The sequence below is a fragment of the Roseomonas alba genome, assembly GCF_019430885.1.
Lineage (GTDB): Bacteria > Pseudomonadota > Alphaproteobacteria > Acetobacterales > Acetobacteraceae > Neoroseomonas > Neoroseomonas alba.
Genome location: NZ_JAHYBZ010000017.1, coordinates 1 through 19,408 on the forward strand (window position 1 = coordinate 1; position 19,408 = coordinate 19,408).

Here is a 19,408-nt window from a genome sequence, read left to right on the forward strand (position 1 = left end):
CGCGACCGCCACCCGCTGTGGCAACACCGTGCTCAACCGGCATCGCGCGCCGGCGTCGCGGCACCTGCGGCTGCTGGGGTCGGTGCCGAACGTCCGGGCCAGGGCCTTCCGCCACAGCGCCACTGAGATCGGCGTCGAGGGGCTGGCGGTGGTCGCGACCTCGACCACCAGCGCGACGACGCTCGCCGGGCTGTCCTTCAACGGGCTGGACGACATCACGCCGACCTCGCGCGGGCTGCTGCTCGAGGCGCAGCGGGGGTTGGCCTTCGTGGTGGAGTGCGCCCAGGCCAAGGAGTTCGCCCTGGTCCATTCCCTGGTCGGCGGGGCCGATGGCGGGCGGATCTTCGTGCGCTGCTTCGATGCGGCGATGAATGTGCGGGAGAACCTCGCCGGCGACGCCCTGGCCTCGATCACCACGCTGCTGTGGAACATCCCGTCCAAGGCCTGGACCGGTGGCTCTGCCATGGCCGATGCCTCGCTCAACAAGCGCATGACGGTGCGGCTTGGTCCCAGCGTGGCCTTCGCGCAGATCGGCATCGTCGGTTTCGACGGACAGATCGAGGTCGAGGCGATCAGGCTCTACGGGTTGCCGGAGGCCGCGCCGGCGCTGCTCTGCGGCACGCCGGCGCTGCCAATAGGGCAGCGGGAGTTCGCCGCGGAGGTGTCGTGGGATCTGCCGAGCCTGGCGCCGGGGGCAACCAGCCTGCTCGACGTCACCGTCAACGGTGCTCGGCAGGGGGACCTGGCCCAGGCCGCGCTGGCCTCGTCGACGCGCTTCATCGAGCTCGACGCCGCCGCATGGTCCAACAACACCGTGCGCGTTATGGCCAGGAACATCTCGCCGGCCACCTTCGATCTCGGGGCGGCGACGCTGTCGGTCGCGGCCAGAAAGCGCCGAATCCCCTGACCGTCCGCGCCTACAGTGCACTGACTTCACCAAACAAGAAGGGCGTAGGCATGTGGCCGCCAGCACGGATGTCAGCATCGTGTGGGCCTCGCTTAGCGCGGTCGGCGCCGGCCTCCGGAGCCTGGATGTGCGGCTGCGCAGGCCGACGATCTGCGCGGACGCGCCGCCGGCATGTCTGCCGCTGGCGCATTGAGGCTCTTCGAGGGTGCCGACGAGGTCGCGACGGCTAGGTAGGCTTCGGCCAAGACGGATCCTGGAACAGGACCAATTGCGAGGAACTCGATTGCACGCAGCAGATGATCGGCAACGTCGAGGCGTCCTTCAGCCATTGCCTGTCGGAGTGCGATCAGGATTTGATCTTCCAGCGCGCCATGTCGATGGTACAGCACCTGAGCGACCTCCTGCTGCTTCCTTGGGCAGACCGATCAGCCTGCCCCCACGATTTGGCGCCACCGGCGACAGGTCGCGCCGCTCCCAAATCAGGCTCGCGGCAACGCCATACCCCGGGAGCATCGCTATCCGACGTAGCGAAGCTCCGTCATCATGCCCGCGGCCAGGTGAGGCATGTGATGGCAGTGGAACATCCATCGACCGGGCTTCTCCATATCGATGGCGATCGTCACCCGGCCCATTGGCGGGACATGCACCGTGTCCCGGACCGCACCGGCAAATCGCTGCGATCCAATACCAACCACCTGGAAGGCATGACCGTGCAGGTGCATTGGGTGCGCCATCATCGATCTGTTCTCCATGGTGAGTTCGACCCTCTCCCCGCGCCGCACCTCGAGGAGGCGATGCCGGCCCCATGGTTGACTGTCGATCGACCAAGCGTACGGGGTCATGCCTCCGTTCAAGGTTACATGGAGCGCCCGATCGGGGCGCCTCATGGGTAAGGGGCTGACTGCGTGCAGCCGAAGTTCCTGCCCCCCGTCGAAGGGCGCCGCCACCGCGTCGGCCTCTGGCGCGATCCGGGTGATTGGCATCCCCGCGGTGGCCAGCACGATCCCGGTTTGCTGTCGGGCGCCTTCCCGCAGGGCGAGAATCGGAAAGGCGCCGCCCTCACGCGGAACCTCAAGCACTATGTCGACGCGCTGGCCCATCGCGAGGCCAATGCGAGCCCCTGGTTGCGGCTCGACTGCATGCCCGTCCACGGCCACCAGCGTGCCGCGCAGGGTGCCGGTGTCGATCCAGAACACCGTCGCCCCGGCACCATTGATTATCCGCAGCAGGACGCGTCCACCGCGCTCGATTCTCACAACCTGCGGGTCGGCCAGCGTCCGGTCATTGGCGAGATAGGCGTCGAAGTCGATGTCGTTCAGATCCATGGCCGCCGCGCCCGCATTGGCATGGGCCGCCGGCCCATGGCCAGCACCCTCGCTGCCGAGGCGTGCCAGGTGCTCGCCGAGCGGCGTAAAGGAGAAGTCATGCAGCATGAGCACGACCTCCTGCCGATCCGCGCGCACATCCTCCTTAGTCCTGACGATCAACGGAGCCGCCAGCAGCCGCATCTCCTGATCCGGGACATGCGCGTGCATCCAATGCGTGCCAGAATTCGGAGCGTAGTCGAAGTCGCGTGTTGCGCCGGGCGCAAGCATGGGCAATGGAACGTCGGCGACGCCGTCCTGCTCCACGGGCGGTGTCTGACCATGCCAGTGGATGATGGTGGGCTCACTCAAGCCATTCACGAGCCGCACGCGGAAGCGCTCGCCCGGCGGGATGACGATGCCCTGCCTTCCATCGGCCTGGAGAAGACCGAGGACCGTTGCCGCCCGGCCGTTGACGTCCAGCGTCCGCGTCGTGGCACGGAGCGATGTAACGTCGGTCGCGGCGTTCCCCGGGCGCGGGCCGCCTACGAAGGCCGAGGCGCCGAGCGCGGCGGCCATGGTCATTAACGAGCGGCGTGACGATGACATCTCTCGTATCCATTCCAGTGTTTGACGTCAGGACCATCGCCGACGAACACGACCAGATGCTTGCTGCTCCGTGACGAAACATGTCGTCCGCAGGCGACGCCGCTCATCCGAGTTCCGGCCGCGAGGCAGGCTCTCGATCATCGGCGATGTTCCCGGATGCCTGCCAAAGGAGCGGCAGGTCGCCGTAGAGGTGCCGAAACGCGAGTTCGTAGCCAACATCGCGCAACTGCCGGAGGGACCTGATCGCTACCGTCACCTGGGAGACCAGCTCCTGTTCCGCAGTCCGAAGCGGGCTTTCGCGTGGCACACCTGCGGGATTCGCCCGTACTGCGGCGGCGAGGACCGCGACGCTCAGCATTCCAGGAGCGAACTTCTCCGAGAGCAGATAGCGGCTGCTGCGCATCGGATGCAGCCATTTCAGCAGCATCGCCGTGGCAGGGTTACTGGCCGCACGAATCCACGGGGCCAGGAAGAGGCCGTAGGCCTGATCGCTGAACTCGGAGACCTGGCGCGCGCGATCAAAGGCCGAGGGCGGTTCCTCGAAGGGCAGATCTTCGACACGACGCTCCTCGAACACGACGCGGTAGTGTGGCTTCTGGCAATTCGGGTCGCCGGTCGGGTTGTCGATCCTCATCTCATATAGGCCAGGAGCGAGTGCCGCGACATCGGGCAAGGCCTCGAGGATCGCCCGGTGCTCGAAGCGAGCCACCGCGGCTGATACGAAGATGCCAAGGTGCCCCACCTTCCGGTTGATGAGGTAAACGATCCGCTGTCCCGCGCGCTTCAGCGCCTCGGTGCTGCCATGGACATGACGGATCCAGGCTAGGGCCTGATGCGGCGGGCTGATGTCGTCGCCGTAGGAAGCGAAGACAACGAGCGGACTCGCGAGCCGGCGGAGATCGATCGGGATCCCGTCGCCGAGATCGAGCACGCCTCGCTCCAGTTCATTGCCGACGAAGAGATGCCGCACGATGGCAGTGATCTCCTCGCGGCTCAGCGCAAAGAAGGCGTTCCACCACCGCTCGAAGGCAACGAAGCGGTCGTGTTCGCCCGCGGGATCCAGGAACAGGGTTGCGTACTTCTCCCAAAGCGTGTTCTCGGGCTTGAGCGCCTCGAAATTCTGCACCAGCCACGCACCGTCGAACTGGCCGTCGCCCAGGTCGGAAAGCAGCCGCACCGGCCACACGCCGCCGATCAGGCCCCCCGCGAGGCGCATCGGGTTCACGCCGGCCTCGCCGGACCAGTAGGACAAGGGAGAGCCGTTCAGCACGACCGGCCCAAGCGCACCCTGGCAGTGCAAGGCCAGCAGGATCGCTGCCCAGCCTGCCTGACAATTGCCGTACAGGATCGGCAGCTTCCCCGGGTGCCGCGCCAGGACCTCGTCGGTGAAACTGCGCAGCGCGTGCAGCACGTCGACCAGGGTCTGGCCTGGACAGGGGGCCGGGAAGAAGCTCACGAAGTAGACTGGGTAGCCCTCATGCAAGGCGATCCCGAGTTCGGACTCGCGCCGGTAGCCTCCAATGCCGGGTCCGCTGCCTGCGCGTGGATCCATGACGATCAGCGGTGGCTTGTCGGGATCAAGGCAATGGTCCGCCTGATCGTCCCCGTAGGCCGTGATCCGGAGCAGCGCGTAGTTGACGGGCCGCGCGAAGCGCCGGGCGTCCAGCAGCGTCTCGTGGCGGAAGGCGAGCACGTCCGGGGCGCCGGACGCCTCGCGCTCCAGCATGTCGTTGGCGCGCTCCCGGAGCGTGTCCCAGAAGAGGATCGCGCGCTGCCAGGCATCAAGGCCGTAGGCCCAGATATCCGTGACATCCGGAAGCAGTGCCGGGGGCCGTGTCGCATCATCCATCGGGCTTCGTCCTCAGGAGGTCTGATGCATGCCGGCAGGCTGCGCGGCACAAGGCACGCGCCTGCCGGCACGCCAAGGCGCTACCGCGCCGGCCCCGCCATGCCGCGCGCCATCGGGCCGGGGCTGCCGGGCAGGATGAGCCAGGCGAGCGCCTCGACGGTGCGCCGCTGCCCATCATCCAGTGCGGGCATCAGCGTTGCGGCAGCCTCGCGGCAGGCGCGGGCGCGCTCGAGTTCAGCTGTGAGCCGAGCTTCCTGGGCCGCGAAATGCTGCTCCAGGCCGGCGCCCGGCGCGACGGCCGGAATTCTGCCGCGCGCCTCACGGAAGCGGGTCGCTGCCTCACGGATCTTGGTGGCGAATGCGGTCCAAGCGACTTCCTGGTCGGCGCGAATGCGAAGTTCCGCCCGCAGGAAGGCGAGGCCGCCCTCAGCCCGCTCGGCGAGCAGGTCATGCAACTGCTCACCCATTCCCGCCCCTTGCGGCGCGCCGCCCGGCATGCCTCGCATGGGCATCCCGCCGCCCATCATGCCGGGCATTCCACCACCGCCCATGCCGGGACGCCCCATGGTGCGCCGGCCATCCTGATCTTCCACGTCCACATGGATGTCTGGACCGACGTTGATGATGACGTTCATCGGGGTGTCGTAGGGGCCGTGGCGTCGCATCATGCCCATCCCCATGCCGGGCCGGCGATCGTCGCCGCCCATCATCATCGGCATGCCGCCTTGGCCACCCATCATCCCCATCATGCCCATGCCACTACCCGGCGCGGGTGCCGCCGGGACGGATGCCGCGGGGGCGGGCTGCGCCGCGCTGGGGGCTGCCGTCGCGGCGGCGCCGCCAGGGTGATGCGGATCCGCCGCCGGGGCCTGCTGAGCCATTGCTGGCCATGCGAGCAGAAGCGCCGCCGCCAAGGCGGCTCCGCGAGTCATGCTTGCAGACATGGTATCTCTCCTCCTTGCCATTCGCGCCGGCGTGCTCCGGAATGGAGCTCGCGCTTCCAGTGTTTTGGATGACGCGACGTTTCGATCATGATGCTTCGGGTCCGGGCGCATTGGCGCGCCGCGCCGCAAGCAGCGCGAGCGGCGGGACCACAACCCATTGCAGCAGTGGCGCGAGCCCCGTGCCGAGCCAGGGCAGCCGTGGCATCGCCTCGGTGTAGGCCCAAGCCTGCCGGATCTCGACGTTCAGCCATTCGCTGTAGATCGTGTAGGCGACCCCGACCGTGACAGTCGCGCTCAGCACCCGGGTGAAGCCTCGCGCCGGCCAGCCGTCCTCGCCCGCCAGCAGCAAGGCCCAGGCGAGTGCGGCAACGCCGATCAGCGCATCGCCGAGCGTGCAATGCAGGACGGCATAGGCGATCGTTTCCGAACCTCCGTCGCGCCACAGCGTATAAAGCGGCAGCTGCGCGACCTCCCACGTCAGCATGGCCGGCACGAGGAGCATCGAGTAGGCCCGCATGGCGCGGAGCCAGGACGCAGGGCGCAATGCGGTGCGAGACGGGCCATCCATTTGCCGCTACCCGCGTCATGCCGCGACCGCCGGAGCCGTCGCGCCGGCCTGCGCTATATCCCGCCGAAGTGTGGCCAGCCGATGCTCGCCCTGGCGCCCAAGCAGGCGAGCATTGAACGCCACGACTACTGTGGAAAGGGACATCAGCGCGGCGCCCATGGCCGGTGTCAGCAGGATGCCCCAGGGCATCCCGACGCCGGCGGCGAGCGGAATCGCGATGACGTTGTAGCCGGTCGCCCAGACCAGGTTCTGCGCCATCTTCGCGTAGGTCGCGCGGGCCAGGGCCAGGATCGCCACCACGTCGCGCGGGTCGTTCCGCACCAACACGATATCGGCCGCCTCGGCCGCGACGTCGGTCCCGGCGCCGATGGCGATGCCGAGGTCGGATTGCGCCAGCGCCGGCGCGTCGTTCACCCCGTCGCCCACCATCGCGACCGTCAGGCCCTTCGCCTGGATCGCCTGCACCGCCTCCGACTTCTGATGCGGCAGCACTTCGGCGCGGACTTCATCCAGGCCAAGCTCCCGCCCGACCTGTTCAGCCACCGGGCGCGCGTCGCCAGTCAGCATCATGCAGCGCAGGCCGAGCGACTGAAGCTGACGGATCGCTTCGCGGCTCTCAGCGCGGACGATGTCCGCCAAGGCGACAGCGCCCGTGACGACGCCCCCGACCACAACGAAGACGACCGTGCGGCCGGCCTGGCGCTCGGCAGCCACACGCGCGTCGGTCACCGCGATGCCACGGCGGTCGAGCGTGCCAGGGCTCACTACTTCGACCTCGCTGCCCTCGATGATGGCGCGGGCGCCTTCGCCAGGCAGATTGCGGAATTCCGACGCCTGCGGGGTGGCGATGCCGCGATCCGCGGCGCTGCGCATGATCCCCTTGGCGATCGGATGTTCGGACGCCGCCTCGAGCCCCGCGGCCAGGCGCAGCACCGCTGCCTCATCATGGCCGGCAGCGAGCGGCACCACCGAAACCACTCCGAAGCGACCCTCGGTCAGCGTGCCTGTCTTGTCGAACACCACCGCCTGCAGCGCCCGGGCGCGCTCGAAGGCGGCGCGGTCGCGGATCAACAGCCCGTTGCGCGCGGTGAGCTCGGTGCTGACGGCGACCACCAGCGGGACGGCAAGGCCGAGCGCATGCGGGCAGGAGATAACCATCACCGTCACCATCCGCTCCAGCGCGAAGGCCAGCGGCGCGCCGAGGATCAGCCATATGATGAAGGTGCCGCCACCCACGCCGATCGCCACCCAGGTCAGCACCGCAGCGGCGCGGTTCGCCAGGTCCTGCGTGCGCGAGCGCGTGGCCTGCGCCTGCTCGACCAGCCGGATGACCTGCGATAGATAGGTCTCGCCTCCGGTGCGGTCGATCCGCACGGTCAGCGCGCCCTCACCGTTCACCGAGCCGCCGACGACGCGCCCGCCGGCGGTCTTGTCCACCGGCCGCGATTCACCGGTCAGCATGCTCTCATCCACCGAGGAACTGCCCTCGGTCACGTTGCCGTCCGTTGGCACCTTCGCACCAGGCCGTACCAGCACCAGGTCACCGGGCCTCAGGGCGGAGATCGGCACTTCCTCCTGCGCCCCGCCCGGGCCAAGTCGCGTGGCCGTCGCCGGCATGAGCCGCACCAGGGCCTGCAGCGCGCCTGACGCGCCGAGCACTGACTTCGCCTCCAGCCAATGCCCCAGCAGCATCACGAGGATGAGAGTCGCGGTCTCCCAGAAGAAGACATCACCCGCAAGGCCAGCGAGCACCGCAAGGGAGTAGATGTAGGCGGAGACGATCGCGAGGCTCACCAGCGTCATCATGCCCGGCTTGCCGCGGCGAACCTCATCGGTGAGCCCGGTGATAAAGGGCCAGCCGCCGTAGAAGAACACCGCGCTGGCAAGCGCTGCTTCCACAAGGTAGTCGCCGGGAAAGGCGATGATCCCCGGCAGGCCGATCAACATCTGAATGTGCCGCGACAGCAGCACCACGCCGATGGTCAGGGGCAGGCAGATCCAGAACCGGCGGCGGAAGTCGGCCACCATCGCTCCGTGATCATGCCCGGCGTGGCCATGTCCTGCGTCGCCATGCCCGGTGTAGGCATTGGCAGGCCTAGGCGCCACGGCCGCGCCGGCCATACCTGGCGCATGGCCGTGGTGGTGGGTGTGATCGTGCCCGTTCGTCATTCCAAGGATCCTCGGCTGGCTGCGGCGTTGAACTCTACGGGGCTCAGCGCGATGGTGTCGCGCCAGCGACAGGTCGGCTGAGATGGGGGAACCAGCCCGGCACTTGCGCCCGCCAGGTCGCGTACTCCTTGCCGAAGCGCGCGGCTGCCTCGCGGTCCTCACGGATGGCGAGGCGGACGTACATCGCGACCAGCACGGGATACATCAGCAGCGTGACGAGGGTCGGCCACTGGAACAGGAAGCCGGTCATGATCAGGATGAAGCCCGCATATTGCGGGTGTCGCAGCCGTGCATAGGGACCGGTCGTGGCCAGGCGGCCGGCGCGAACGGCGCGGAACAGTACCGGCCAGGCAGCGGCCACCAGCCAGAAGCCGGCAATGATCAGCGCCGTGCTCAGCAGGTGGAACGGACCGAAATGCGGGTTCAGCCCGAGCCCGAGCATCATCTCCGGAAGATGGCCGGCATCATGGCTGAACCAGTTGACGCCAGGCCAACGTGCCTGCAGCCAGCCGGACAGCAGGTAGATGGTCAGGGGAAAGCCATACATCTCCGCGAATAGGGCAACGATGAACGCGGAGAAGGCGCCGAAGCTGCGCCAGTCCCGCGCATTCAAAGGGCGCGCGAAGCTGTAGGCGAAGGCGATGAAGAGAGCCGCGTTCGCCGCCGCGAAGATCCAGAGGCCATAGCCTTCCATGACGTTCATGACCGTCCCCCGGGGCGCGGGCCATCGCTGCCACCATGTCCACCGTGGCTGCCATGCATGAAGATGTGCATCAGCGGGCACAGCAGCAGGATGCCGAAGGGCAGCCACTGGAAGACGTGGGCCGTATGCTCGAGAAGCAGATAGAGCGCGGCAACCGCGCCGAAGGCCAGGAAGACCAGGCCGGTTCGGCTCCGCCAGAACCCTGGCGCCGCCGGAGAGCGACCGTGATGATGAGCGTGATCGGACATGGATACCATTCCTCTGATTACGCGATCGGGTGCGAGTGCCGCCCAGGACCCCCGGTGCCTCACTCGACCTGCTGCGGTGAGGTACCGGCCGAGGATGTCGCCCGTGTCAGCCATCCATGACAAAGTATGTCGAGGTTGAGCCGTCAGCCGGGCAGACGTTCGGACTTCCACCCCGAAGCACGGAGCGCGGCGTCGAAGCGGTCGGCGTCGGTCAGGGCGGTCGCGATGCGGACCTCGCGCGCATCGAGATCGAACGTCGTCTGCGCGATGGGGTCGACCTCGCGAAGAGCCGCGGCCACGCCCTTCGCGCAGCCGCCGCAACCCATGTTGGATATCCGGAAGCGAAGCATGGAACCCTCCTGTGGTTCGTTCTGCCGACGCTTCAGACTCTGATCCTTCCCACGATCAGAGGGTCAACATCCGCTTCATGACAAAATATGACAGTCATGACGCAGGTCATGATGCTGTCGATCTGCGCGATCCATTCGCGAGATGGACATGTTTTGTCGTGGACGCGTTATCGCGACGTCATAACTGGCGCAGAGCATGCGATCTGGGAACCAAGGAGACCCAGCCAATGATTCCGCTTCCTCGCCGTGACTTGCCACTGCTGCTCGGGGGCATCGGACTGATCGCCTCGTCGCGCGGGGCCCGCGCCGCCGAAGACTGCACGGGCACCGTCTTCACCGCCGACGAAGGCGCCGCGAGCATCAGCGCGATTGACCTCCGCACCGGCACGGTATCGACCACTGTCCTGCAGGTGACGCCGCACAACGTCCAGGCCGTCGCTGGCGGGCGCCGGCTGTTCGCGGTCGGCACCGCGGCCGGCGCGCATGGCGCGGATCATGCGCAGGCCGGCGGCCGCCTGGTCGTGCTGGAACCGGTGTCGGGCGCCGCGCCACGCGTCCTGGCGGAGATCGCCGCCGGCCGGCATCCGGGGCACGTCGTGGCGGATGCCACGGGCGAACGCGCCTTCATCACGGATTCCGAGGCGGACGCCTTGCTCATCGTCGATGTCACGCAGCGCCGCGTCGCGGCGAGCGTGCCGGTAGGCAACTATCCCCATGGGCTGCGGCTCAGTCCGAACGGCCGCGAAGCCTGGCTCGCCAACGTCCGGGATGGCACCGTTTCGGTGGTGGACGTCGCGGCCGGCCGCGAGGCCGCGCGGATCCCGGTGGGGCCCTCGCCCGTGCAGGTCGGCTTCGCTCCGGACGGAGGGCGCGCCTATGTCTCGCTGCGCGGGGCGAACGCCGTCGCCCAGATCGATGCGCGAACCCGTCGCGTCCTGCGACGGATCCCTGTCGGCCCCGGGCCGGTACAGCTCTTCGCCACGCCGGACGGCAAGCTCCTCTATGTCGCTAATGAAGGCACGCGCGCCGTGCCGGGAACCACGGCCTCGGTGATCGACCTCGCCGCAGGCAGCGTCGTGGCGACGATCGAGACCGGGCGCGGTGCGCATGGCGTGGTGGTGTGCGAGCTCGGCCGCCGCGCCTTCGTGACCAACCTCTACGACGACACGCTGACGGAGATCGACGTTGCGACCCAGACGGTGCGGCGTCGCGTCCGTGTTGGACGGACGCCGAACGGCGTGACTTGGGCACCGGTCTGACGCGGTAGGTGGCGAGCGGCTCAGGCCGGCTCGCCACCCCGGAAGCGCATAAAGGTCGTGTGCCGACCGGCGGCGTCGAAGGCGATCACGTCGTAGACCTCATCGGGCTGGCCGGGAACCTCCATCCCGGGCGCGCCGATCGGCATGGCCGGCACCGCAAGCCCGAGGATGTTGGACGGGCGATCGGCAAGCGCTCGTCGTACGGCGAGCGCGGGCACATGCCCCTCCAAAACCAGGCCCGCCACCCGCGCCGCATGGCAGGACAGAAGGTCCGCCGGCGTGCGAAGCATCTGCCGCACCGGGCCGAGCGCCGGCAGGACGGTCTCGCGCGCCGTGAAGCCTGCTTCCCGCATATGCGTGACCCACGCACTGCAACAGCCGCAATTCGGATCCCGCCAGACCTCGAGCAGCAGGTTCGTTTGCGCCCCGGCGGGCCACGCGGACAGGGCGCCGAGGCCGATCAGTACGCCGCGCCTGTGGATTATCATCATCGTTTCTCCTTCCTATCCGGCGCGCGGCAGCGTCAGGATCGCGACCAGACCGTCACTTGGCCGGTTGTGCAGCGCGACCGTTCCGCCATGGCGTTCCGCCACCTGGCGCGCGATGGTCAAACCAAGGCCCGAGCCGCTCGAGTCCGGATTGCGGGACGGATCGAGCCGACGAAAGGGCTCGAACGCCGCCTCGATCTCCGCCTCCGGAATGCCCGGCCCGTCATCCTCTACCGCAACTTCCACGGAGCTACCGTGATCCCGCAGCGTCACGCGCGCCGCACCGCCGTACTTCACGGCATTGTCGATAAGGTTAGCGAGCGCGCGCTTGATGGCGATCGGCCGACAGGCAAGGCGCACCTGGGATGGTCCGTCATAGGAAACGTTACGGCCTGCGTCCGTGGCATCATCGCACAGCGTTTCCAATATCGCCGCAAGATTGGTCACGCGTAGTTGCTCCTGCTCAGCCTCACCGCGCAGATAGGCGAGCGTCGCCGTGATCATCGCCTCCATCTCGTCGAGGTCGGCATCGATCTTTCGCTGTGACTCCTGATCCTCAATGAAGCCGGCTCGCAGGCGGAGCCGCGAAATCGGAGTGCGCAGGTCGTGGCTTACCGCGGCCAGCGCCTGGACGCGGTCCGCGATCAGGCGATCGATGCGTGCCTGCATGCGGTTGAAGGCTTGGGCGGCATGCCGCACCTCGCGCGGGCCATCCTCCGGGACCGGCAGGGTTGGGCCCGGACGCCCGATGCGATCCGCCGCGATGGAGAGCTCCCGCAGCGGTCGCGCAATCAGCCGCACGACCAGCAGGGCGAGCAGCAGGATTCCAGCGCCCATGGCGCTCGTGGACAGCAGCGTCGCGTGCTCCACCACGGTCGGCCGGAACAGCGCGGCAGCGAAGTTCAGCCAGGTCCCGTCCGGTAGCTGCAATGCGCCAACCAACTGATGGCTGTTGCCGCCGGCGCCGGCTGAACTGTCTACTGCCTCATCGGCATAGCCTAAACGCATACCCCGATCGGCAAGCGCGGGTTCCAGCTCCAGCAGCCGCGTGCGGACGGCTTCAATGCGCGCACTCGTCTCATCGGTGAGATGCACCGTAGCCATCGGCGTCCAGTGCAAGTCGAGCCCGATCGAGGATAGTGCATGCGCCATGCGGTCGCGATCCGCCTGCGGCAGTTCTGCGACCGCGCGCTTAGCCGTCGCCAGACGCTCGGCGAGTTGGCTCTCGCGCGTCGAGCCCAGCACGGCTTCGGTGCCGGTCTGGTGCAGCCACAGACTGCCAAGGTGGAAGCCCAGCAGCCCGACCAGTAGGACCAGAACGATCCGCCCGCCGAGGGTGTCGGGCAGCAGCCTCCGCATCATCCGCGCGTCACGGCGGGGATGAACATGTAGCCGGCACCGCGAATGGTCTTGATGATTGCCGGGCTGTCGTCGGTCGGTTCGACCTTCCTGCGAAGCCGGCTGACCATGACATCGACCGAACGGTCGATACTGTCCGAGACGCGGTTGCGCGCCAGATCCAACAGCTGATCGCGGGTCAGCACGCGCTGCGGATGCTCGCAGAAGGCCAGCAGCATATCGTACTCGCCGCTCGAAAGATCCACGATGCTCGTGTCCGGCGCCGTCAACTCACGCCGCCGCGTGTCCAGGGACCAACCGGCGAATAGAATGCGATCCCCCGCGGCGCCCGCCAGCCTCGCCTCCTCGATCGGCTGGGCGCGGCGCAGGACGGCGCGGATGCGGGCCAGCAGTTCCAGGCGGCTGAAGGGCTTGGGGATGTAGTCGTCCGCCCCGAGCTCGAGGCCGACGATGCGGTCCGTTTCGTCGCCTCGCGCCGTCACCATGATGATCGGCACCCGCGTCTTGGCGCGCAGTGCCCGGGTCAGGTCCAACCCGGACTGGCCCGGTAGCATCACGTCGAGCAGGATCAGGTCCACCGGCGCATTGCTGAGCGTCTCCCACATCTCCCGCCCATCGCGCGCGCCGGTCACGCGATAGCCATTCTGGCGTAGGAACTTCGCGATCAGCGTACGCATCTCGCCGTCATCCTCGACGACGACGATATGGGCTTCATGCGCGATTATGTCTGCGGCCATGGCACGTGCTCTTCTCGGTTCTCGTGGCCTTGAGTCTCGTATTAGAACTTAGAATAGCGACCGAATGCCGATGACCGCATAGCTATTGGTTGTCCGCTCTCCGTCATGGCGAGCCTCGTTCGCGGTCCTGCCCAGCAGGCTTCCCCAGCCCACCTCGACATAGGGCGCGATGCGCGGCGTGAATTCGTACCGCAGCTGGAGAGAGAGCCTGATGTCCGTGAAACCGGCGTAGGTGCCCTGCTCTCGGTCGTCGGCGGACTGAACATTGGTCGTCAACTTCGGTCTGAGGTACATGCCCGGACCGGAATCGCCAAAGACTTCGCGTGCGAGGAGCAGGTCAGTGGATAGTTCCAGCCGGCCAGCGGCCACGCCCTGCTCGCTCATGTACGCGGTCGCCTCCACCTCGTAGAAGTTGGGGGCGATGCCTGACAGGCCGAGGGCTGCGTAGTTGCGGTTGGTGGGGAAGAAGTCGCGCCGCCATCCGACGTTAAAGTCCCAGAATTCCGAAATGGGCCGGTTGTAGAAGAGTTGGATCTCCGCATCTTCGGTCTGACCTCGGATGACCTCGCCCTCTGTGCGGAAGAAGATGCGGTTCTCGGCCGTGCCAACTCGTGCATCCAAATCCCAACTGAAGCGATCGCCGGCCGACGATCCGCCCCAATCGAAGTTGTTCAGACGAAAGCGCGAGCTCAGCGCATCGTGGTTGTGCGCATAGGCCGGCGAAGCCACGGCGACGAGTGTGGCGGCAACCGCCAGGGACTTAAGGAGACGCATCAGCCGGCACTCACGAGCCGCGCCGGCTCAACGATGAAGCGCGTCATCATTCCCGCTTCCATGTGATAGAGAAGGTGGCAGTGGAACGGCCAGTCGCCGACTTCGTCCGCCGTCAGCAGGACGGACGCCTCGGCTCCTGGGCGCACGAGCACGACGTGCTTGTAGGGCAGCCGATTGCCGGCTCCGTTTTCGAGCTCCATGAACATGCCGTGCAGATGCATCGGATGGGCCATCATGGTCTCGTTGATGAAGCGGATCCGCACGCGCTCGCCTTCGCGGGTGCGGATGGGCTGCTCCATGCCGAACGGACGGCCGTCGATCGTCCAGTTGTAGCGGTTCATCTGCCCGCCAAGTCGCACCACGATCTCGCGCGATGGCGCGGGAGCATTGCTCCTTGCAGTCGTGCTGCGAAGGTCAGCGTAGCGAAGCGCGCGCTTGCCGGGCGGCGTGCCAGCGAATTCCCATCCCATCGCCCGGCCGCCGGCCGCGGCGCCAGGTGGTGGCATGGCGTGACCCGCGTGCGGGTTTGCCGCTGCAGGGGGAGCGCTTGGCATCGGCATGGCGTGGCCGGCGTGTGGATTCGCCGCGCCGGCGGGAGCCATCGGCATGGCATGCCCCGCATGGGGATTGCTCGCCGACGCGGACGGCGCCGGCATGGCGTGTCCGGCATGGGGATTGGCGCCACCGCCCATGTCCATGCCGCCATGCGCCATGCCCATGTCGGCCATGGTCAGCACGGTGCGCGGACGCAATGCGGGGATCGGTCCGCTCATGCCCTGCCGTGGCGCGAGCGTGCCACGCACGAAGCCGCTGCGGTCGATCGGCTCGGCCATGATGGTGTACGCGCGCGCGGCCGGCGGTGTGACCAGTACGTCATACGTCTCGCCAATGCCGATGCGGAATTCGTCGGCCGGCGCAGGCAGGACCGGCATGCCGTCGGCGGCGACCACCAGCATCCGGAGCTCCGGCATGGCGACGTCGAAGATTGTCATCGCGGACCCGTTGATGAAACGCAGCCGAACGCGCTCACCTGGGCTGAACAGGCCAGTCCAGTTGTCGTCCTTGCCCTTGCCATTCACCAGGAACTGATACCCGGTGACGTCCGCCAGATCGGTCGGATCCATACGCATGTCGCCCCAATCCATGCGGTCGCGGATCGTCGCCCCCAAACCGTCCCGACGCGTGTCGCGCAGGAAGTCGATGAAGGTACGCTGGCCGCGATTGTAGTACCCCTCGCGTGCGCGGAGGTTGCGGAAGATCGCCTGTGGCGACTCGCGGCTGTGGTCGGACAGCAGCACGACATAGTCGCGCGCGAAGGTCGTGGTCTCCGCCCGTGCCGGCTCGATCACGATCGCGCCGTACATGCCCGCCTGCTCCTGGGAGGAGGAGTGGCTGTGGTACCAATAGGTGCCCGACTGACGAAGACGGAAGCGGTAGGTGTAGGTCGCGTTCGGTTCGATCGCGACGAAGCCGTTGAAGCCGGGCGCTCCGTCCATGACACCGGCGAGCAGGAGGCCGTGCCAGTGGATGGAGGTCGGCTCGTTGAGTCTGTTGGTCACGCGGATGACGACTTCCTCGCCTTCGCGCCACCGTAGCGTCGGGCCCGGTATGGAGCCGCCGATGCTGATCCCGTTGCTCGTGATGCCATCCACGGTGATCCGTGTGCGCTCAACTGCGAGATCAAGCTCGCTGTTGGCCGACGCGAATGAGCGCCGGCCCGGATAGGCAGTGACGACGCCGGCAGCTCCGGCGGCGACCCCCAGGCGGAGTGCATCTCGTCGAGAAAGAACTGCCGACATCGTCATGCCCTCCGATCAGCGGCCGGTGACTTCGAGATCGGCGCGCATGCCGCTCTCGTAGTGGCCAGGGATGTTGCAGGCGATCTCGATCATCCCGGCACGATTGAAGCGCCAGGAGATCTCGCCCGTCTTGCCCGGCTCGACCAGCACGGTGTTGGGGGCGGTGTGGCTCATGGAGTGACCGCCAGGCCCGCTCATCGTCAGGCTGACGACACGCTCCGGCGTGATCATGCCGTGCTCCATCATCATGGCCATTTCCGGCCGATGCGCGGCATGGACCTCCGCCGGCGCAAAGCTGAATTCATGGAGGAACTGCCCCCGATTCACCGCGACGAACCGGATCGTTTCACCCGCACGAACCTGAATGCGACGTGTATTGTACCGGTGGTCGGTCATCTCGATCCGAATGACGCGGCCCTGTCCGCTGCGCGCGGGCGCGCCGAGCAACTGCTCATTGTTGCCGTGCCCCTCCGGCGCCGCGGCAGCAGGCAGCGATGCGAGAGCGACGGGCAGCGCGAAAGCAGAGGCGAGGCCGAGCATGAGCACGCGGCGGTTTCGGACGATCACGGGCATCTCCATGTCCTGGTGGGTGGCGGGGCAGGAAGCGCCCCGTGGGACATGTATGCCCGCCTATTTTTGACATAGGACAAACGCTTCATGACAAATGATTGCAGAGCGGCTTGGCCTGCGGTGCGGTGAGCCACCGTTTGGCTACAGGATGCGCTTTCCCACGCTCCGCGGCGCACCGTTCGCCTAGCAGCGAGATGTGTGCCAGATCGGGCGATGTGTCAGTGACGGAGATCCGGACGCGCTTCCATCGGCATCAAAGGCGAGAATGGCCTCGCATCTTCTTCGGACCCCCAACCAAACATCCCATTACTGCCTCTGCTGCCTCTGCAACATCCGCTGGTGCTCCTCGGCGGTCATGCCCGGCATCGTCTGTCCAGTCTGACCCTGCTGCATCATCCGCTGATGCTCCGCAGCGCTCATGCCGGGCATGGTGGACACCGGCGTGCTGGCCGGCGCCGCCGCGGCGGCGGGCGGGCTCGCGGGTTGGGGCGCGCAGGCCGCCAGGCCAGTCGTAGCGACAACCGCCAAGGCTGCAGCGCAACGGAACGTCATGGCTTCGGTCTCCTTGCGAGGCGGGTGAAAACGTGACGACGAGCCAGCCTGCACACGAAGCATCGCGGGACGAGATGGATGGATTGCAACCGCCTCGTGACAAATTATTGCAAGCGTCGCGCTGCAAGGCGGCCGAGGAGCAGGCCGCGCGCGGGTCTCGGCGCCTCATCTTGGCGGCACATTACGGGCTTCCCATATACATGAAAGTGAAGACACCCGAATGGCATGAGGCTTCTGGCGGCCAGGGAGGGTAGCCATGCGACCGTCCAAGCGGATCTTTCTGGCGACTATTGGCGCAGGGATCTTGTCAGGGCGCCGCGCAGCGGCGACGGCGCCGCTGGTGATGGTTTACAAAGCAGAATCCTGTGATTGCTGCGATGTCTGGGTCGAACATCTGCGAAACTCTGGGTTGCACGTGATCTCGCACCATTCAGATGATCTACCCGCTATGAGGCGGCGCGCCGGCGTTCCCCGCGAATTGGAGTCCTGCCACACGGCCTTCGTCGACAGCTACGTGATCGAAGGCCATGTTCCTCCGGCATCCGTGTGGCGTCTTCTCGGCGAGCGACCGGCTGGTGTTCTGGGCCTCGCGGTGCCCGGCATGCCGGTCGGCTCTCCCGGCATGGAGACGCCCCTTGGCAGCGTGGGTGAGCCCTACACCGTTTGGCTTTTCTCAGTCGGGAATCCGCCGCGCCCCTATGGGACGACCGAAGAGGCGTACCTATTACCGCCGCGCAAGTGGGTCACGCTCCGAAGCTGACGAGCGCCCGGGGCAAGGCGGTTCCGCCAAGACCGGGCGCCCGTATACCGTCACGCCCCGGACGCGATCATCATGTCCAAGGGAGAGCGCACGGGGACATCGCGCCAGGAAGAGCTGGGAATGGCGTGGGGGGCACGGACGGCCGCCTCGTCATCGTACTGGATATCGACGTTCTCGCCGTTGATGAGGACGCGCGCGACGGGGCGGCTGGTGACCATGACGGTCTCCGAGACGTCATAGATCGGCGTGAAATCCGGACCCTGTCCGTAGCCCACCACACGCGCGGTCCTGATTGGCGCAGCGGCGGTCGGCGCGTGGGTGCTGGAAGGGGAACTGGACAGGGCAGGCGCGAGCGAGGTCACAGGGGTTCCGCTGGCAAAGGCCGAACCGATACCACCGGCAGCAATGGCAGCGAGTGCCAGACCCGAAAAAGCGAGCGAGCGAGTGAAGGATCGAAAAATGCGCGCCATGATCTCTGTCCTCTGTTGTGCTGGACGCCCCGCAGTACGAGCGCCGACCAGAGGTTTTTCGCCGGCCTGCGTTGCCGCAGTTTGACGCGATCCAATCAAAAGTTTTCAGCGCCGTAGGAATGTGACCACGCCTGGAGCCGCCGTGGTATTGTTCATGAGATCTCCGGCACCAGGCGCATCGGTGGCGTCATCGAGCCAGAGGCGGCTGGTGGCGTCGTGACGCCTGACTTGCCGCCCGCGATGACGCCACAGGCGCCGCTGCCGCCGAAGCAGCATGGAAAGTTGGTGCTGGCCCGTCTTTGCGCGATGGAGAAGCATGCATGTCGCAGAGCGATATGATTGAAGCCTCCGCGATCCGACGAGGGGACGCGTTGGTCACGCAGGAGGCGAGCGCTGACCGGACTCGCCGCGACTTCCTGACGCTGGTGACCGGAGCATTCGTGGCGGTCGGCACCGGCGCCATAACCTGGCCTTTCATCGACTCGGCGAACCCGGCGCGCGACGTACTCGCGCTCTCGAGCACCGAGGCGGACCTCGCGCCGATCGAAGTCGGTCAGGCGGTGACGGTGGTCTGGCGTGGCAGGCCGGTCTTCATTCGCCACCGCACGGCGAAGGAGATCGACGAGGCGCGGCAGACGCCGCTTGCAGATCTGAAGGATCCCGAGCCGGACCAACGTCGAGTGATCAAGGACCCGTGGCTTGTCATGGTCGGTATCTGCACGCACCTCGGCTGCGTGCCGCTCGGACAGAAGTCGACCGACGCCAAGGGTGAGTACGGCGGCTGGTTCTGCCCCTGCCACGGCAGCCACTACGACACCTCTGGCCGCATCCGGAAGGGGCCGGCGCCGAAGAATCTCGTAGTGCCGCCTTACGCCTTCATCTCCGACACCCGGATCCGCATCGGCTAACTGGTGGGACGGTCATGAGGCCGGCAGGGTGGAGCACCCGAGCGATGGCCGCTCAGCCCACCGGCATGGTCGCAGCGCCTC

18 protein-coding genes and 1 pseudogene are annotated in these 19,408 nt (G+C 67.1%); 4 read left to right on the forward strand and 15 right to left on the reverse strand.

The features are described from left to right. A pseudogene (locus tag KPL78_RS29050) lies at positions 1–907 on the forward strand (hypothetical protein); the annotation flags it as partial. Positions 908–1,422: 515 nt separating this feature from the next. On the opposite strand, the gene KPL78_RS29055 reads toward KPL78_RS29050, so the two are convergent. From KPL78_RS29055 to KPL78_RS29090, 8 genes are all read right to left on the reverse strand, one after another. After that, positions 1,423–2,820, reverse strand: a complete 1,398-nt coding sequence (locus KPL78_RS29055) for a multicopper oxidase family protein (protein WP_219766794.1) — start codon at positions 2,818–2,820, stop codon at positions 1,423–1,425. Positions 2,821–2,923: 103 nt separating this feature from the next. After that, positions 2,924–4,669 (reverse strand): DUF3141 domain-containing protein, encoded by a 1,746-nt coding sequence (locus KPL78_RS29060; protein ID WP_219766795.1) that lies wholly within the window; start codon positions 4,667–4,669, stop codon positions 2,924–2,926. Between the two features lie 80 nt (positions 4,670–4,749). Further along, complete coding sequence (locus KPL78_RS29065) at positions 4,750–5,550, reverse strand: Spy/CpxP family protein refolding chaperone (RefSeq protein WP_219766796.1); 801 nt, start codon at positions 5,548–5,550, stop codon at positions 4,750–4,752. Positions 5,551–5,698: 148 nt separating this feature from the next. Beyond that, positions 5,699–6,130, reverse strand: coding sequence for a hypothetical protein (locus KPL78_RS29070; RefSeq protein WP_219766797.1), 432 nt, complete (start codon positions 6,128–6,130; stop codon positions 5,699–5,701). A gap of 66 nt (positions 6,131–6,196) precedes the next feature. After that, complete coding sequence (locus KPL78_RS29075; protein WP_219766798.1) at positions 6,197–8,209, reverse strand: heavy metal translocating P-type ATPase; 2,013 nt, start codon at positions 8,207–8,209, stop codon at positions 6,197–6,199. A gap of 184 nt (positions 8,210–8,393) precedes the next feature. Further along, positions 8,394–9,053: a methyltransferase family protein gene (locus KPL78_RS29080; protein ID WP_219766799.1), complete on the reverse strand. Its 660-nt coding sequence runs from the start codon at positions 9,051–9,053 to the stop codon at positions 8,394–8,396. Then, positions 9,050–9,301 (reverse strand): DUF2933 domain-containing protein, encoded by a 252-nt coding sequence (locus KPL78_RS29085; protein ID WP_219766800.1) that lies wholly within the window; start codon positions 9,299–9,301, stop codon positions 9,050–9,052. The genes KPL78_RS29080 and KPL78_RS29085 overlap by 4 nt, the downstream gene beginning before the upstream one ends. Positions 9,302–9,444: 143 nt before the next feature. Further along, positions 9,445–9,651, reverse strand: coding sequence for a heavy-metal-associated domain-containing protein (locus KPL78_RS29090; protein WP_219766801.1), 207 nt, complete (start codon positions 9,649–9,651; stop codon positions 9,445–9,447). Between the two features lie 227 nt (positions 9,652–9,878). Here KPL78_RS29090 and KPL78_RS29095 point away from each other — a divergent pair, with 227 nt between their 5' ends. Then, complete coding sequence (locus KPL78_RS29095) at positions 9,879–10,910, forward strand: YncE family protein (protein WP_219766802.1); 1,032 nt, start codon at positions 9,879–9,881, stop codon at positions 10,908–10,910. A gap of 20 nt (positions 10,911–10,930) precedes the next feature. Here the strand turns inward: KPL78_RS29095 and KPL78_RS29100 are convergent, their stop codons facing one another. Genes KPL78_RS29100 through KPL78_RS29125 form a run of 6 tightly spaced genes read right to left on the reverse strand, consistent with a single transcriptional unit; the run spans position 10,931 to position 16,607 of the window. Further along, positions 10,931–11,401, reverse strand: a complete 471-nt coding sequence (locus KPL78_RS29100) for a DUF411 domain-containing protein (protein ID WP_255569564.1) — start codon at positions 11,399–11,401, stop codon at positions 10,931–10,933. A gap of 12 nt (positions 11,402–11,413) precedes the next feature. Continuing rightward, positions 11,414–12,760 carry an ATP-binding protein gene (locus KPL78_RS29105; RefSeq protein WP_255569565.1) on the reverse strand — a complete coding sequence of 449 codons (1,347 nt, stop codon included), beginning with the start codon at positions 12,758–12,760 and terminating at the stop codon, positions 11,414–11,416. After that, the gene (locus tag KPL78_RS29110; protein WP_219766803.1) at positions 12,757–13,494 is read right to left on the reverse strand and encodes a response regulator; all 738 of its coding nucleotides are present in this window, start codon (positions 13,492–13,494) and stop codon (positions 12,757–12,759) included. The genes KPL78_RS29105 and KPL78_RS29110 overlap by 4 nt, the downstream gene beginning before the upstream one ends. 48 nt (positions 13,495–13,542) lie before the next feature. Further along, positions 13,543–14,268 carry a copper resistance protein B gene (locus tag KPL78_RS29115; protein WP_219766804.1) on the reverse strand — a complete coding sequence of 242 codons (726 nt, stop codon included), beginning with the start codon at positions 14,266–14,268 and terminating at the stop codon, positions 13,543–13,545. After that, entirely contained in the window at positions 14,268–16,073 is a 1,806-nt protein-coding gene (locus KPL78_RS29120) for a copper resistance system multicopper oxidase (protein WP_219766805.1), read from the reverse strand. Before KPL78_RS29120 ends, KPL78_RS29115 begins: the two co-directional genes overlap by 1 nt. 9 nt (positions 16,074–16,082) lie before the next feature. After that, positions 16,083–16,607 carry a plastocyanin/azurin family copper-binding protein gene (locus tag KPL78_RS29125; RefSeq protein WP_219766806.1) on the reverse strand — a complete coding sequence of 175 codons (525 nt, stop codon included), beginning with the start codon at positions 16,605–16,607 and terminating at the stop codon, positions 16,083–16,085. A gap of 838 nt (positions 16,608–17,445) precedes the next feature. Between KPL78_RS29125 and KPL78_RS29130 the strand changes: the two genes are divergently transcribed. Continuing rightward, positions 17,446–17,949 (forward strand): DUF411 domain-containing protein, encoded by a 504-nt coding sequence (locus KPL78_RS29130; protein WP_219766807.1) that lies wholly within the window; start codon positions 17,446–17,448, stop codon positions 17,947–17,949. A gap of 50 nt (positions 17,950–17,999) precedes the next feature. Here the strand turns inward: KPL78_RS29130 and KPL78_RS29135 are convergent, their stop codons facing one another. Then, entirely contained in the window at positions 18,000–18,419 is a 420-nt protein-coding gene (locus tag KPL78_RS29135; protein WP_219766808.1) for a hypothetical protein, read from the reverse strand. Positions 18,420–18,739: 320 nt separating this feature from the next. Here KPL78_RS29135 and petA point away from each other — a divergent pair, with 320 nt between their 5' ends. Beyond that, the gene (petA, locus tag KPL78_RS29140) at positions 18,740–19,327 is read left to right on the forward strand and encodes a ubiquinol-cytochrome c reductase iron-sulfur subunit (RefSeq protein ID WP_408904501.1); all 588 of its coding nucleotides are present in this window, start codon (positions 18,740–18,742) and stop codon (positions 19,325–19,327) included. The last annotated feature ends 81 nt before the right edge of the window (positions 19,328–19,408 follow it).

Bases quoted from the DNA above. Each gene is read 5' to 3' on its own strand.
- KPL78_RS29055 (WP_219766794.1), bottom strand. From the start codon at position 2,820: ATGTCATCGTCACGCCGCTCGTTAATGACCATGGCCGCCGCGCTCGGC.
- KPL78_RS29060 (WP_219766795.1), bottom strand. From the start codon at position 4,669: ATGGATGATGCGACACGGCCCCCGGCACTGCTTCCGGATGTCACGGAT.
- KPL78_RS29065 (WP_219766796.1), bottom strand. From the start codon at position 5,550: ATGGCTCAGCAGGCCCCGGCGGCGGATCCGCATCACCCTGGCGGCGCC.
- KPL78_RS29070 (WP_219766797.1), bottom strand. From the start codon at position 6,130: ATGCGGGCCTACTCGATGCTCCTCGTGCCGGCCATGCTGACGTGGGAG.
- KPL78_RS29075 (WP_219766798.1), bottom strand. From the start codon at position 8,209: ATGGTGGCCGACTTCCGCCGCCGGTTCTGGATCTGCCTGCCCCTGACC.
- KPL78_RS29080 (WP_219766799.1), bottom strand. From the start codon at position 9,053: ATGAACGTCATGGAAGGCTATGGCCTCTGGATCTTCGCGGCGGCGAAC.
- KPL78_RS29085 (WP_219766800.1), bottom strand. From the start codon at position 9,301: ATGTCCGATCACGCTCATCATCACGGTCGCTCTCCGGCGGCGCCAGGG.
- KPL78_RS29090 (WP_219766801.1), bottom strand. From the start codon at position 9,651: ATGCTTCGCTTCCGGATATCCAACATGGGTTGCGGCGGCTGCGCGAAG.
- KPL78_RS29095 (WP_219766802.1), top strand. From the start codon at position 9,879: ATGATTCCGCTTCCTCGCCGTGACTTGCCACTGCTGCTCGGGGGCATC.
- KPL78_RS29100 (WP_255569564.1), bottom strand. From the start codon at position 11,401: ATGATGATAATCCACAGGCGCGGCGTACTGATCGGCCTCGGCGCCCTG.
- KPL78_RS29105 (WP_255569565.1), bottom strand. From the start codon at position 12,760: ATGATGCGGAGGCTGCTGCCCGACACCCTCGGCGGGCGGATCGTTCTG.
- KPL78_RS29110 (WP_219766803.1), bottom strand. From the start codon at position 13,494: ATGGCCGCAGACATAATCGCGCATGAAGCCCATATCGTCGTCGTCGAG.
- KPL78_RS29115 (WP_219766804.1), bottom strand. From the start codon at position 14,268: ATGCGTCTCCTTAAGTCCCTGGCGGTTGCCGCCACACTCGTCGCCGTG.
- KPL78_RS29120 (WP_219766805.1), bottom strand. From the start codon at position 16,073: ATGACGATGTCGGCAGTTCTTTCTCGACGAGATGCACTCCGCCTGGGG.
- KPL78_RS29125 (WP_219766806.1), bottom strand. From the start codon at position 16,607: ATGCTCGGCCTCGCCTCTGCTTTCGCGCTGCCCGTCGCTCTCGCATCG.
- KPL78_RS29130 (WP_219766807.1), top strand. From the start codon at position 17,446: ATGCGACCGTCCAAGCGGATCTTTCTGGCGACTATTGGCGCAGGGATC.
- KPL78_RS29135 (WP_219766808.1), bottom strand. From the start codon at position 18,419: ATGGCGCGCATTTTTCGATCCTTCACTCGCTCGCTCGCTTTTTCGGGT.
- petA (WP_408904501.1), top strand. From the start codon at position 18,740: ATGTCGCAGAGCGATATGATTGAAGCCTCCGCGATCCGACGAGGGGAC.